The following is a 13,001-nucleotide window of genomic DNA, read 5'->3' on the forward strand; positions in this document are numbered from 1 at the left end:
TTATTCAGCCGTCAGCGATTGAACCAGTTCGGGGGTCAAACACAAAAAAGCCGCCCACGGGGCGGCCTTTTCGATAACGCTGCTGATGCGTTCAGCCCTGACGGGCTTTGAACCGGCGTTGCGTTTTATTGATCACGTAGACGCGGCCTTTACGGCGCACCACGCGGCAATCGCGGTGGCGGTTTTTCAGCGAGCGGAGCGAGTTGCGAACTTTCATGGTCCTTCTCCTTCAACGCGGCGCTGCGGTTGCGCCTAAGCTACATTTTGCCGTCTGACCTTTTGGCCATAGGCGGTTCATGGTGGGCGATACTGGGATCGAACCAGTGACCCCTTCGATGTCAACGAAGTGCTCTACCGCTGAGCTAATCGCCCCGAAAATCTTTCCGAACCAGTCAATTTGACCAATCCAAAAAACGCGACGCGGGAAAACCCGCGCCGGTTCGCGGTTCTATAAAAGGAGTCGTGGTCGTGCGCAAGGCCTTTTGACGTGAGAAATTTTGCCTTTATATACATTGTAGCAAAGGCACAAAGGACCTCGGATGTCGACACACCCATATACGCTGACGATGCCGAAGTCACGCACGACAAGCGTCGTCTTTGCCTCGCCCCATAGCGGTCGGGATTATCCAGCGGCGTTCCTGACAAACAGTGTGCTTGACGAACAAGCTGTTCGGTCGTCGGAAGATGCCTATGTCGATCGGTTATGCGCCGTGGCCCCGGACCATGGCGCGCCGCTTTTGGTAGCAAATACGCCGCGCGCCTATGTCGATCTGAACCGCGGGCCCGAGGAGTTGGACCCAGCCCTGATCAAAGGTTTGCGACGGGTGGACCATAACCCGCGCGTGTCGTCGGGCTTGGGGGTTATTCCGCGCGTGGTGGCCGGCGGCCGGGTGATTTATCGAGGCAAGATGTCCCTGCGCGACGCGCAAGTCCGCTTGGCGGATCACTGGCACCCCTATCATACAGCGCTTCAAACCTTGCTGGACCGAAGTCGCGCGATGTTTGGCGAGGCGATCCTGATTGACTGCCATTCGATGCCGCACGAGGCCGTGACAAGCCTGTGCAAGGGCGCACGCCGCTGCCCAGAAGTTGTGCTGGGTGATCGGTTCGGCGCCTCAGCGGCCCCTGAAATTGTCAGCCGGGTTGAGGCCGCCTTTATCCGCGCCGGGTTCGAAACGGCGCGCAACACACCCTTTGCAGGGGCATATATGGCCCAGCATTATGGTCGCCCGTCGCGCAGGCAGCATGTCGTTCAGGTCGAGATTGACCGGGCGCTTTATCTGAATGAACAGATGGTGCGGCCCAACGGGGATTTTCAGCAGGTCCGGGCGCGTCTGGCGTCTGTTATTGCCGAAATCGCTGAGATTGGGCGGTGTGAGAAAGCGATGGCGGCGGAGTGACGCTAGCGGATTGCGCGCCCTTTCACGATGATGTTGTCGCCGAAGCGGGCGCGGATTTTGTCTGTCGCACGTTCCGCCGCGCGTCGCTGGGCGGCTTGGGGGTCCAAAAGGTCGTCGCTTAGGTCAGCGCCGTCCGCCGAGCCAAGGTGGCTTAATCCCACGCCGATCAAACGAAACGGTCCCTTGTCAGCGACGGTATCAAACAATGACCGGACGGTGTGATAGATGCGGTCCGCCGATTGCGTCATGTCGCCCAGATTGGTTTGCCGGCTGAGCGCACGGAAATCGGCGCGCTTCAACTTCAGGGTCACGACACGCCCGGCAATATCGCGGGCTTTGGCGCGGTCTGACACTTTTTCGGACAATCGCCACAGGTGGCCGTCCAGCAGGGCGACGTCGGATGTGTCCTCAAAAAACGTGGTTTCGTTTGAGATCGACTTGACCGGCGTATGCGCCGACACGCGCCGCTTGTCTTCCCCGCGTGCCAGATGCCACAGCCGCTCACCCATCCCCCCGAACCGGGCGACAAGGTCGGTCTGTTCCCAACGTAACAGGTCTGCAAAGGTGCGAATGCCCGCCTTTTCCAACGCCGCCTGACTGACGCCGCCCACGCCCCAGATCAGCCCCACCGGTTTGTCATGCAGGAAGGTCGCGGTTTCGGCCTTGCCGATCACGGAAAACCCGCGCGGTTTGTCCAAATCAGAGGCGACCTTCGCCAAGAACTTGTTGTGACTTAGCCCGATGGAGCCACTTAGCCCCAATTCGTCTTGCATACGCTTAACCAAGCCTGCCAGCATCACGGCAGGCGGCGCGCCATGCAGTTTCTGGGTGCCAGTCATGTCTAGAAACGCTTCGTCCAGCGACAGTGGCTCGATTGACGGGGACAGGTCGTCCATCATCGCCCGGATCTGCTTGGAGACCGCCGCGTAATGGCTGCCGCGCGGTGGGATCACCACCGCATCAGGGCAAAGCTTTAGGGCCTGAAACATCGGCATCGCGGATCGCACACCCCGAATACGCGCGACATAACAGGCGGTCGACACGACCCCCCGCTTGCCGCCGCCGATGATCACCGGTTTGTCTGCCAGTTCGGGATTGTCGCGCTTTTCGACCGATGCATAGAACGCGTCGCAGTCCATATGCGCGATGGTCAGGTCGAACAATTCGGGATGCGATGTCACCCGTGGGCTGCGGCAGGACGGGCAGCGGCGACCATCGTCAAACTGGGTCAGGCATTCTCGGCACAAGGCGGGCATGTGGTACTTTATCCGATGCAAAGGCGCGGCTCAAATACTAGGCTACCGGAGAGGAGGACACTATGGGTGATTTCAGCGGTGCGAAACTGGTTCTGTTGATTGGCGGGCAGGTTGTGACGCTGCTGCGCGACAATATTGCGGGCATCCCGTTTCCCAACATGTGGGACTTTCCCGGTGGCGGGCGTGACGAAGGCGAGACGCCTGAAGCCTGCGTGTTGCGCGAAACACGGGAGGAAATCGCGTTGACGCTGTGTGTGGGCGAGCTGATCTGGAGGCGTGAACTCGACAGCCCGACGGTGCCGGGGACAACGTCTTGGTGGTTTGCCGCCACGCTGCCAGCCCACAGGGCGCAGGACATCATATTGGGGGACGAGGGGCAGCGCTGGGCCCTGATGGACCCTCAGGCATGGCTGGCGAACCCGCAAGCGATCCCTCATTTTAAGCCTCGATTGCAGGCCGCGCTTGCTGGACTTGCGCTTCATAATGTTGAACAAGCAAGCAAATGATACCATCTTCTAAAGCATACACGGACAGTGAAAGGTTCTTTCCATGAATGAGATTCCCGCAGAGTTGGTTGGCGGAAACAGCGTTTTGTTGCTGCTTGCCGCTTTCCTGATTGTCGTTGTCTTTCTGGGCGTCAAGATCGTGCCGCAAAGCGAGAAATACGTCGTGGAACGCTTTGGCCGATTGCAAGCGGTGCTTGGGCCGGGGATCAACTTCATCGTGCCGTTTCTTGACCGCGTGCGCCATAAAGTGTCGATTTTGGAACGCCAGTTGCCGACCGCCAGTCAGGACGCCATCACCTCGGACAACGTGCTGGTGCAGGTCGATACTAGCGTGTTCTACCGCATTCTTGAGCCTGAAAAGACGGTTTATCGTATCCGCGATGTGGACGCCGCGATTTCGACGACTGTGGCGGGGATCGTGCGGTCCGGCATTGGTGAGATGGAGTTGGACGAGGTTCAGTCGAACCGCCAGCAGTTGATCTCAAAAATCAAGCAACAGGTCGCGGATGCGGTTGATGATTGGGGGATCGAGGTGACGCGCGCGGAAATCCTTGACGTCAATCTGGACAACGCAACCCGAGAAGCGATGTTGCAGCAGTTGAATGCTGAACGTGCGCGGCGTGCGCAGGTGACGGAAGCCGAAGGAACGCGCCGCGCGGTCGAACTGGCCGCAGATGCAGAGCTTTACGCCGCCCAACAAACAGCCAAAGCGCGCCGGATTTCTGCCGACGCGGAGGCCTATGCAACCCAAGTGGTGGCAAAGGCAATTGCGGAAAACGGGCTTGAGGCCGCACAGTATCAGGTGGCTCTGAAGCAAGTTGAGGCGCTGGTGGCCGTCGGCAAGGGCGATGGTAAGCAGACCATAATCCTGCCCGCACATGCGATGGATGTGTTTGGCGACGCCTTCAAGCTGCTAAAAGGAAAATCCTGATGTTGTGGGCAACATGGTGGGTCTGGGTCGCGGGGGCGATCGCGCTTGGCATCTTCGAGATGTTGGCGCCCGGCTTCATCTTCCTTGGCTTCGCGGTTGGCGCCGCGGTTGTCGGGTTCCTTCTGCTCTTCGGGATTGCGCCTAGCTTGCCGTGGATGCTGGTCTTGTTCGCCGCCATATCCCTTGTGACATGGTTGATCCTGCGTCAGGTGATCGGCGTGCGCAAAGGGCAGTCCAAACGCATCGACGTCGATATCAACGAACACTGATAAGATTGGAGCAGGGGCTAGTTTGCCTCTGCGCCAAACAAGAATGGCATCTGTTCTGCCAGAATACCGCCTTTCAAAAGCCAGCTTAGCCCAAGCGCCCACAGCGCGACGCTTTCCGCCCAGAAGGTAAAATTCCAGTTGGCGTCCCAGACGTCGCCAAGTTCGGGTAACAGCAGCTTTACCACGCCGATCAAAACAACCATCGCAAGGATGGTCCAGCCAAAGATGCGATAACACTGATTCCTGCGCCGTTTGTGGAGGAGCGGGTTTGCGGTCGTGCATCTTGTGAACAGCCGCAGCGATGTAATGCCCATGCAAACCAGAAATATCCCGGCTGCCGAAAAGTGGATGTTTTGCTGTATTTGATCCATGGACGGCGGGATCAATCGGTCAAACAAGGCCAATGGCGTGTAGCAAACTTCGCTATGGCACAAGGTGGGCACGAAGGCGGTCGTGAAAACCGCGACGCCGGAAATCGTTGACACCAAGCGGTCGGTCAGAACTTCGTCTGGTCGCCGCGAATAACCTTCATACGCGACCAGAAACAAGCCAACGCCGGCCGAGGCCGAGACAAAGACTTCGCGCAGTTCGGTGAAGAAGAAGGCGGAAATCGAATCCTGCATCGGCACATCAAACAGGAAGACATTTGCGATCAGCACAAACGGTAAGGTCAGCCCGATCGCCCCAATGGCACGGCGCAGGCGCAACACGGTGGACATGTCGGGGTTGTAGTAGGTGTCAGACATAAAAGCCCTCGGATATGCAGCGGTTGAAGTCGTGGTGTTCGCGGGTGCCTTCGTCGGAGGGCACATTTAACCACATGTTCTGGATATTGTCCGCACCGCGCAAGGGCACACAGGTCAGAAATGGCTCACGTTTTCACGAGTTCGAAGTGAGCGATCAAGCTGACGAAAACCGGTCAGGTCTGGTTTGTTTACTGCGCTTGAGGAGCGTTGAGCTCGGCCAAAATTGCTTGCGCCGCAGCCCTTGGGTTGTCGGCGTGGCAGATCGGACGACCAACGACGATGTGATCGACACCGTCCGCTACGGCCTGCGCAGGGGTTGCGATCCGCTTTTGGTCGCCACGATCCGCGCCTGCAGGTCGCACGCCGGGCGTGACGATCAATTTGCCCTCTGCTTCGGGCAGGGCGCGGATCAGTTTGGCCTCCTGCGGCGAGGCGATGACGCCATCGGCGCCCGCTTCAAACGCACGGGACGCGCGTTCCAATACCAGATCGGGAATACCGCCAGACTTGATCAGGGAAGCATCCAGATCGCTTCGGTCCAGCGAGGTCAGGATAGTGACAGCGAGGATTTTCATGTCGCTGCCACCTTTGCCTTCTTGCGCGGCGCGCACCACGTGGGGGTCGCCATGCACCGTTAGGAAATCCAGATCAAACTGCGACAGCCCGCGCACGGCGGCTTCGACCGTGTTGCCAATGTCAAAAAGCTTCATGTCGAGGAAGATTTTCTTGCCATGTTCGCTTTTCAACTCGTTGGCCAGGGCCAGCCCGCCACCTGTCAACATGCCCAGCCCGATTTTATAGAAATTCACCGCGTCACCAAGGGTTCCGGCAAGTTGCAGCCCCTCAAGCGCGTTGGGGACATCAAGGGCGACGATCAGGCGGTCATCAGACATGGAGGGCTCCTTTTGGCGGGTTGGCCCGTCCTAACTGCAGTCGGGCGCAAAGGCAATTCATGCTGGACCCGCTGCGCCTTTGTGACACGCGAAAACGGTCGATTTTCGCGCCAATCTTGCGGTTCGATGTCTTGCATTTTTCCGCGACCAACCCATCTTTATTGTGAGGCCCGAAAGGGATGTGCCGCTAGGGTGGGCATTCCGCAAATGGGCGCTTTAAAAGGAGAGTGACATGGACTTAAACAAGTTCACTGAACGGTCGCGCGGCTTCATTCAGGCTGCCCAGACCATCGCGATGCGCGAAAACCACCAGCGACTGGTGCCTGAACACATCTTGAAAGCCCTCATGGATGATGAGGAAGGGATGAGCGCCAACCTGATCCGCAAGGCAGGTGGGTCGCCTGAACGCGTGCGTGAAGCCGTCGATACGGCCATCGGCAAACTGTCTAAGGTGACGGGGGATGCCGCCCAAGTTTACATGGACAACGCCACCGCCAGCGTTTTGGACGAAGCGCAGAAGCTGGCCAAGAAGGCCGGTGACAGCTTTGTGCCGGTTGAACGGCTTCTGACGGCTTTGGCCGTTATCAAATCCAAAGCGCGTGACGCGCTGGATGCAGGTGCCGTGGACGCCAAGAAGCTTAACGCTGCGATCAACGATGTGCGTCAGGGCCGGACTGCCGACAGTGCCAGCGCCGAAGACAGCTATGAAGCGCTGTCGAAATACGCAATGGATCTGACCAAAGCCGCCGAAGAGGGTAAGATTGACCCGATTATTGGCCGTGACGAAGAAATTCGCCGCACGATGCAGGTTCTAAGCCGCCGCACCAAAAACAACCCGGTTTTGATCGGGGAACCCGGCGTGGGTAAAACCGCGATTGCGGAAGGTCTTGCCCTTCGCATCATCAACGGTGATGTGCCGGAAAGCCTTCGCAACAAAAAGCTGTTGGCGCTCGATATGGGGGCGCTGATCGCGGGGGCGAAATATCGCGGTGAGTTCGAAGAGCGGTTGAAGGCCGTGCTGAACGAAGTCACCGGCGCTGCGGGCGAAATCATCCTGTTCATCGACGAAATGCACACGCTTGTCGGGGCCGGTAAGGCCGACGGCGCGATGGATGCCGCCAACCTGATCAAGCCAGCTTTGGCGCGGGGCGAATTGCACTGTGTCGGTGCCACGACGCTGGATGAATACCGCAAATATGTCGAGAAAGACGCGGCTTTGGCGCGTCGGTTCCAGCCCGTGATGGTCGAAGAGCCGACGGTCGAGGATACGATTTCGATCCTGCGCGGCATTAAGGAGAAATACGAACTGCACCACGGTGTCCGTATTTCCGACAGTGCGCTGGTGTCGGCGGCCACTTTGAGCCACCGCTATATCACCGACCGGTTCTTGCCTGACAAGGCGATCGACCTAGTAGATGAAGCCGCCAGCCGTTTGCGGATGGAAGTGGATTCAAAACCGGAAGAACTGGATGCGCTTGACCGTCAGATCCTGCAAATGCAGATCGAAGCGGAAGCGCTGCGCGTTGAGGATGACAAGGCGTCGAAAGACCGGCTTGAGAAGCTTGAAGCAGAACTGTCTGACCTTCAGGAAAAGTCTGGGTCGATGACGGCCAAATGGCAGGCTGAACGGGACAAGCTGGAAGGCGCGCGTGATCTGAAAGAGAAGCTGGATCGTGCACGCGCTGAGCTTGATTCCGCGAAGCGCGAAGGCAACCTGGCGAAGGCTGGCGAACTTTCCTATGGCGTGATCCCCGAACTTCAGAAAAAGCTTGAGGATGCCGAGAGCGCCGAAGCCGACATGATGGTCGAAGAGGCTGTGCGTCCGGAACAGATCGCCAGTGTGGTCGAGCGTTGGACAGGTATTCCGACATCGAAAATACTGGAAGGCGAGCGTGACAAGCTGCTGCGTATGGAAGACGCATTGCACAAGCGTGTGATTGGTCAGTCTTCCGCCGTGACGGCTGTTGCCAACGCCGTGCGCCGTGCGCGTGCGGGGCTGAACGACGAGAACCGCCCGCTTGGCTCGTTCCTGTTTCTTGGGCCGACCGGCGTGGGTAAAACCGAGCTGACGAAAGCTGTGGCCGAATACCTGTTTGACGACGACAACGCGATGGTTCGCGTGGACATGTCCGAGTTCATGGAGAAACACGCGGTTGCCCGCCTGATCGGTGCGCCTCCGGGTTATGTTGGCTATGACGAAGGTGGTGTTCTGACCGAAGCTGTGCGGCGCAGACCCTATCAGGTCGTGCTGTTTGACGAGGTCGAAAAGGCGCATCCGGATGTGTTCAACGTGCTGTTGCAGGTTTTGGACGATGGTGTTCTGACCGACGGACAGGGCCGCAAGGTCGACTTCAAGCAGACGCTGATTATCCTGACGTCAAACCTTGGCGCGCAGGCGCTGAGCCAGTTGCCGGATGGGGCGGATGCCTCTGATGCCAAACGCGACGTGATGGATGCAGTGCGGGCGCACTTCCGCCCCGAGTTCCTGAACCGTCTGGACGAAACGATCATCTTTGATCGCCTCAGCCGTGGCGACATGGGCGGGATTGTCGATATCCAGCTGGAGCGTCTGGCCAAACGTCTTGCACGGCGCAATATCGGGCTTGAGCTTGATGATGGCGCCCGCAAATGGCTGGCCGACGAAGGCTATGACCCTGTGTTCGGCGCGCGCCCCCTGAAGCGCGTAATCCAACGAGCCTTGCAGGACCAGTTGGCTGAGATGTTGCTGGCAGGCGATGTGATGGACGGCGATACCATTTCGGTAACTGCCGGGGCCGAAGGGCTGATTATCGGTGATCGGGTCTCAAGCTCGAACCAGCACCCGCCACAGGATGCGGTGGTTCACTAAGCCAGCCTGACGTGAAGAAATAAGCCCCGCCGGTATGAACCGACGGGGCTTTTTGCCGTGAGTAGGGAGAGGCGGGGAGCCTTACATCTCGGTCGGGATCGTTCCGGCTTCTTGAGCGGCTGCAAGTTCGTCAGCGCTCAAGGTGCCGCTTGCGTCTGCGTCAGCTGCCGAGAAAGCTTCAGCGGTCACATCAGGATAAGCTGCGACCAGCTCTTCCATTGTGATTTCGCCATCCTCGTTTGCATCCAGTACAGCGTCCTGAGCCATCAGTGTAGTCGAACCGGCAATCAGAAGTGCGGCGGCAAGAGATGTGATTTTCATACGAAATACTCCAAGTTTTGTTGTTCGCACCCAACAACTGGGTACAGGAGTAGATGACCATGGAAAAGATCAGGGGGCTTGAGGGTTTCGCGGCAACGCTCTGTTTGGGCGCTAATCTGCAAAAAACACCTCTACCTTCAGGCGAAGTTCCGCATGACCAAATTGATGTATCCGAAAGCGGCAGAACGGCTCTTATCTGAGCAGGTGATTTGGGCGATTCGCAGCCGAGAAAACGCCTGATCGACCTGCGTGCAACTTTGCGCTTGCGTGGAATCACATCTCGCGGGTGATTCCTTTCCCCGATTCGTCTGATTCAAGAGGGCTGACCGGCACTCCTGCACTATCCGTTCGCGTGCAGGTCGGTAAACTTGTCCCGAATCACAGGGGGATGCCATGCAATCCATGTTTTGGGCGATCGAGCTATTGGCGCAGGTGCTATTCTTTTTGTTGGGCACAGGTTTTGCGGTGCTTGTGGTGCTTTATCTCATAGACCGGTTTCAAACCCATGATGCGGTGCGCCGCAATTATCCGGTGATTGGACGCTTCCGGTCGCTGTTCAGCAATCTGGGCGAATTCTTTCGGCAATACTTCTTCGCGATGGATCGCGAGGAATTACCGTTTAACCGCGCCCAACGGGAATGGGTGGAGCGGGCAGCCTCGGGTCATGGCAACACGGTCGCGTTTGGGTCTACGCGCAATCTGGGCGTGACTGGCACGCCGATCTTCGTAAACGCCGCCTTTCCGCCCGTCAGCGATCAATATGCCCAGTCCGTCCCGCTGGTGATTGGCCCCACGGCGCGCGAGCCGTTTAAGGCGAGGTCGATCTTCAACCTTTCCGGCATGAGTTTCGGCGCATTGTCCCGCCCGGCAGTCGAGGCGCTGTCGATGGGGGCCGCCAAGGCCGGTATCTGGATGAACACCGGCGAAGGCGGCTTGTCGCATTATCATTTGAAGGGCGGCGGCGACATCGTGTTCCAGATAGGCACCGCAAAATATGGGGTGCGCGATGCCGACGGCAACTTGTCCGACGAAAAGCTGTGCGAAGTCGCGGCGCATCCTGAAGTGAAGATGTTCGAGGTGAAGCTGGCGCAAGGGGCTAAGCCAGGGAAGGGGGGTATCCTTCCGGCTGCCAAGGTCTCGGCCGAGATCGCGGCGATCCGTGGCATCACGGAAGGGGTCGCATCGATCTCGCCCAACCGGCACCTTGAAATTGACGACTGGGACGACCTGTTGGACGTGGTGGCGCATATTCGCGACGTGACGGGCAAGCCGGTTGGTTTCAAAACCGTCGTCGGATCGGTCGAGCCGTTTGATCAGCTGTTCGCTAGGATTGTCGAGCGCGGCATTACTGACGCGCCGGACTTCATCACAATCGATGGCGGCGAGGGGGGCACCGGGGCTGCCCCCATGCCGCTGATTGATCTTGTCGGGATGCCGATCCGCGAAGCCCTGCCGCTGGTGTGCGATCTGCGCGACCGGCATGGCTTGCATGATCGGATACGACTGGTTGCCTCGGGCAAACTGGTCAATCCCGGCGACGTGGCATGGGCGCTCTGTGCGGGGGCGGATTTTGTCACCTCGGCGCGCGGGTTCATGTTTTCGCTTGGCTGCATTCAGGCGCTGAAATGCAATCGCAACACCTGTCCCACGGGAATCACCACTCATGACCGACGTCTTCAGAAAGGTTTGGTGCCGGAAGACAAATTTGAAAAGGTCGCGCGCTATGCTGAATGTATCGTGCACGAGGTCGAAACCATCGCCCATTCCGTTGGCGTGACCGAGCCCCGTCAGATGGGCCGCCATCATGTCAGGCTGGTGCAAGAGAATGGGCGTTCGGTGCCGATGAGCCAAGTCTACCCTTCGGTTCAGCCGTCTGTTTGATTGAATGTTACAATCGTCTGGCGCGGACGTGAGCCATTGTGCTTTGGATTTGGGCGCGCGCTGCCTTAGATCAAAGGGAGACGATCAAAAAAGGTGCGCCAAATGGCCTATAAAAATGTGCTGAAATACTCCGATGTGACGCCGCGGGCGGATTTCATGAACCGTCGCCAACTGATGGGCGGTGCCGCAGGGCTGGCGGCCGGGTTGGCACTTGGCCCCGCGCTGGGTGCCTCGAAATACTCGGTCGATCTGAAGCCCAATCCGCTTGAGGATATCACGGCCTATAACAACTTCTACGAATTCGGCACTGGCAAGACCGATCCCGCAGATAATGCTCATATGCTGACAACGGACCCATGGTCGGTGGAAATCGACGGCATGGTGGATCGGCCCGGGTCTTATGGGCTTGAGGACATCTTAAAGAACGTCACGCTGGAAGAACGCATCTATCGGTTCCGCTGTGTTGAAACCTGGTCGATGGTTGTCCCGTGGGTCGGGTTTGAGCTGAAACAGCTTCTTGAACGGGCTGGTGTGCAAGGGTCGGCCAAATACGTCGCCTTCCAAACGCTGCTGCGCCCCGAAGAAATGCCGGGGCAAAGGACTCGCAGCCTTGAATGGCCTTATCGTGAAGGCTTGCGTCTGGACGAAGCGATGCATCCGCTGACCCTGATGGCCACGGGCATCTATGACCAGCCAATGCCGAAACAGAACGGCGCGCCCCTGCGGCTCGTTGTGCCGTGGAAATATGGCTATAAATCCATCAAGTCGATTGTGCGCGTGACCCTGACAGATAAAGAGCCGCAAACAACGTGGAACATGTTGCAGCCGCGCGAATACGGCTTTTATTCGAACGTGAATCCAGAGGTCAGCCATCCCCGTTGGTCGCAGGCCTATGAGAAACCGATCGGTGGTGGACTGTTTGCGAAGCGGCAAGAGACTCTGATGTTCAATGGCTACGCTGACGACGTTGCCAGCCTATATGACGGCATGGACTTGGTGGTGAACCACTGATGAGCGTCACGGACCGGATCAACACCACCCTGCGCAAGGTGCCGGTCTGGGTGCTGTATTCCATAGGTGCGTTGTGGCCCGCTTGGTTGCTATATCAGGCGGCAACAGGGGCGATGGGGGTTGAGCCGGTCAAAGCGCTTGAACACGAATTGGGAGAGCTGGGGTTGCAAGCCCTGATCGTCGGTTTGGCGATCACACCGCTTCGGGCGATCACGGGCGTGAACCTGATCCGGTTTCGCCGTGCGATTGGCGTTCTGACGTTCTATTTCATATCCACCCATTTGTTGGTTTGGCTGGTGCTTGATGTGCAGATCCTGTCCGAGATCTGGAAAGACATCCTGAAACGGCCGTATATCACGGTCGGCATGGCGGCGTTTCTTTTGATGACGCCACTCGCGATCACCTCGAACAACTGGTCGGTGCGCAAGCTGGGCCCATCGTGGCGCAAGCTTCATCGGTTGGTTTATCCGACCGTTCTTCTGGGTGGCGTACATTACATCATGGTCGGCAAGACGTGGGAGGTTGAACCGCTTCTTTATATGGCGGTCATCCTGACGCTGCTTGGCTGGCGCGTCACGCAAGCCCGCAAGAAAAGCAAATCCCGCCGCCAGCCTTCTGCGGGTGCATCGCGAGTCGCGTCCTAAGGGCTTGTCTCCGGTGATTTGTCGATTCTACGCTGAATCACTCCAATTCTCGGACCGCCTATTTTCCAATCCTTTGGATAAGGCCGGGTGCCGCAAGGGCAGCCCTGAAGGACGGCAAATATTATTGCGCAAAGCTCCAAATTCCTTGCCGTTCATTACCGCAACCTACCAAAAACAAAGAAAAAATTGGAAATCTGCAAAAACCTTCGTTTTTCTTTAAAAAGGGGTTGCGACTCTGATTGGTTGGGCCTAGAACCCCCTTCACCGGCGGCGCTGATGGCGCGGTTGGGTCGCG

The 13,001-nt window shown here is 58.1% G+C and carries 13 protein-coding genes and 1 tRNA gene; 8 read left to right on the forward strand and 6 right to left on the reverse strand.

What is annotated here, in order from left to right; all coding sequences use genetic code 11:
* Positions 1 to 91 precede the first annotated feature (91 nt).
* Both ykgO and MUY35_RS06560 read right to left on the reverse strand, forming a co-directional pair.
* Positions 92 to 217: a type B 50S ribosomal protein L36 gene (ykgO, locus tag MUY35_RS06555; protein WP_005850168.1), complete on the reverse strand. Its 126-nt coding sequence runs from the start codon at positions 215 to 217 to the stop codon at positions 92 to 94.
* A gap of 80 nt (positions 218 to 297) precedes the next feature.
* Positions 298 to 372: transfer RNA gene (locus MUY35_RS06560), tRNA-Val, on the reverse strand.
* 167 nt (positions 373 to 539) lie between these two features.
* Here MUY35_RS06560 and MUY35_RS06565 point away from each other — a divergent pair.
* Entirely contained in the window at positions 540 to 1,400 is an 861-nt protein-coding gene (locus MUY35_RS06565) for an N-formylglutamate amidohydrolase (RefSeq protein WP_248364889.1), read from the forward strand.
* A 2-nt stretch (positions 1,401 to 1,402) separates the two neighbouring features.
* Here the strand turns inward: MUY35_RS06565 and MUY35_RS06570 are convergent, their stop codons facing one another.
* Complete coding sequence (locus MUY35_RS06570; RefSeq protein WP_248364891.1) at positions 1,403 to 2,656, reverse strand: DNA polymerase IV; 1,254 nt, start codon at positions 2,654 to 2,656, stop codon at positions 1,403 to 1,405.
* A gap of 62 nt (positions 2,657 to 2,718) precedes the next feature.
* On the opposite strand from MUY35_RS06570, the gene MUY35_RS06575 reads away from it, so the two are divergent.
* The 3 genes from MUY35_RS06575 to MUY35_RS06585 are packed head-to-tail and all read left to right on the forward strand — an operon-like array spanning position 2,719 to position 4,362.
* Entirely contained in the window at positions 2,719 to 3,162 is a 444-nt protein-coding gene (locus MUY35_RS06575) for an NUDIX hydrolase (RefSeq protein WP_248364893.1), read from the forward strand.
* A gap of 43 nt (positions 3,163 to 3,205) precedes the next feature.
* Positions 3,206 to 4,093 (forward strand): SPFH domain-containing protein, encoded by an 888-nt coding sequence (locus MUY35_RS06580; RefSeq protein ID WP_248364895.1) that lies wholly within the window; start codon positions 3,206 to 3,208, stop codon positions 4,091 to 4,093.
* Entirely contained in the window at positions 4,093 to 4,362 is a 270-nt protein-coding gene (locus tag MUY35_RS06585; protein ID WP_248364897.1) for a hypothetical protein, read from the forward strand. The genes MUY35_RS06580 and MUY35_RS06585 overlap by 1 nt, the downstream gene beginning before the upstream one ends.
* A gap of 17 nt (positions 4,363 to 4,379) precedes the next feature.
* Here the strand turns inward: MUY35_RS06585 and MUY35_RS06590 are convergent, their stop codons facing one another.
* Complete coding sequence (locus MUY35_RS06590) at positions 4,380 to 5,108, reverse strand: hypothetical protein (protein ID WP_248364899.1); 729 nt, start codon at positions 5,106 to 5,108, stop codon at positions 4,380 to 4,382.
* 188 nt (positions 5,109 to 5,296) lie between these two features.
* Positions 5,297 to 6,001 carry an orotidine-5'-phosphate decarboxylase gene (gene pyrF / locus MUY35_RS06595; protein WP_248364901.1) on the reverse strand — a complete coding sequence of 235 codons (705 nt, stop codon included), beginning with the start codon at positions 5,999 to 6,001 and terminating at the stop codon, positions 5,297 to 5,299.
* Between the two features lie 232 nt (positions 6,002 to 6,233).
* Here pyrF and clpB point away from each other — a divergent pair, with 232 nt between their 5' ends.
* Complete coding sequence (gene clpB, locus MUY35_RS06600) at positions 6,234 to 8,849, forward strand: ATP-dependent chaperone ClpB (RefSeq protein ID WP_248364903.1); 2,616 nt, start codon at positions 6,234 to 6,236, stop codon at positions 8,847 to 8,849.
* An 81-nt stretch (positions 8,850 to 8,930) separates the two neighbouring features.
* Here clpB and MUY35_RS06605 read toward each other — a convergent pair whose 3' ends face one another.
* Positions 8,931 to 9,170, reverse strand: a complete 240-nt coding sequence (locus MUY35_RS06605; RefSeq protein WP_248364904.1) for a hypothetical protein — start codon at positions 9,168 to 9,170, stop codon at positions 8,931 to 8,933.
* Between the two features lie 393 nt (positions 9,171 to 9,563).
* On the opposite strand from MUY35_RS06605, the gene MUY35_RS06610 reads away from it, so the two are divergent.
* The 3 genes from MUY35_RS06610 to msrQ all read left to right on the forward strand — a co-directional run bounded on the left by MUY35_RS06610 (position 9,564) and on the right by msrQ (position 12,706).
* Positions 9,564 to 11,051: an FMN-binding glutamate synthase family protein gene (locus tag MUY35_RS06610; RefSeq protein WP_248364905.1), complete on the forward strand. Its 1,488-nt coding sequence runs from the start codon at positions 9,564 to 9,566 to the stop codon at positions 11,049 to 11,051.
* A 102-nt stretch (positions 11,052 to 11,153) separates the two neighbouring features.
* Entirely contained in the window at positions 11,154 to 12,062 is a 909-nt protein-coding gene (msrP, locus tag MUY35_RS06615; RefSeq protein ID WP_248364906.1) for a protein-methionine-sulfoxide reductase catalytic subunit MsrP, read from the forward strand.
* Positions 12,062 to 12,706, forward strand: a complete 645-nt coding sequence (gene msrQ, locus MUY35_RS06620; protein WP_248364907.1) for a protein-methionine-sulfoxide reductase heme-binding subunit MsrQ — start codon at positions 12,062 to 12,064, stop codon at positions 12,704 to 12,706. The genes msrP and msrQ overlap by 1 nt, the downstream gene beginning before the upstream one ends.
* Positions 12,707 to 13,001: the final 295 nt, after the last annotated feature.

This window comes from Aliiroseovarius sp. S1339, assembly GCF_023195695.1.
Lineage (GTDB): Bacteria > Pseudomonadota > Alphaproteobacteria > Rhodobacterales > Rhodobacteraceae > Aliiroseovarius.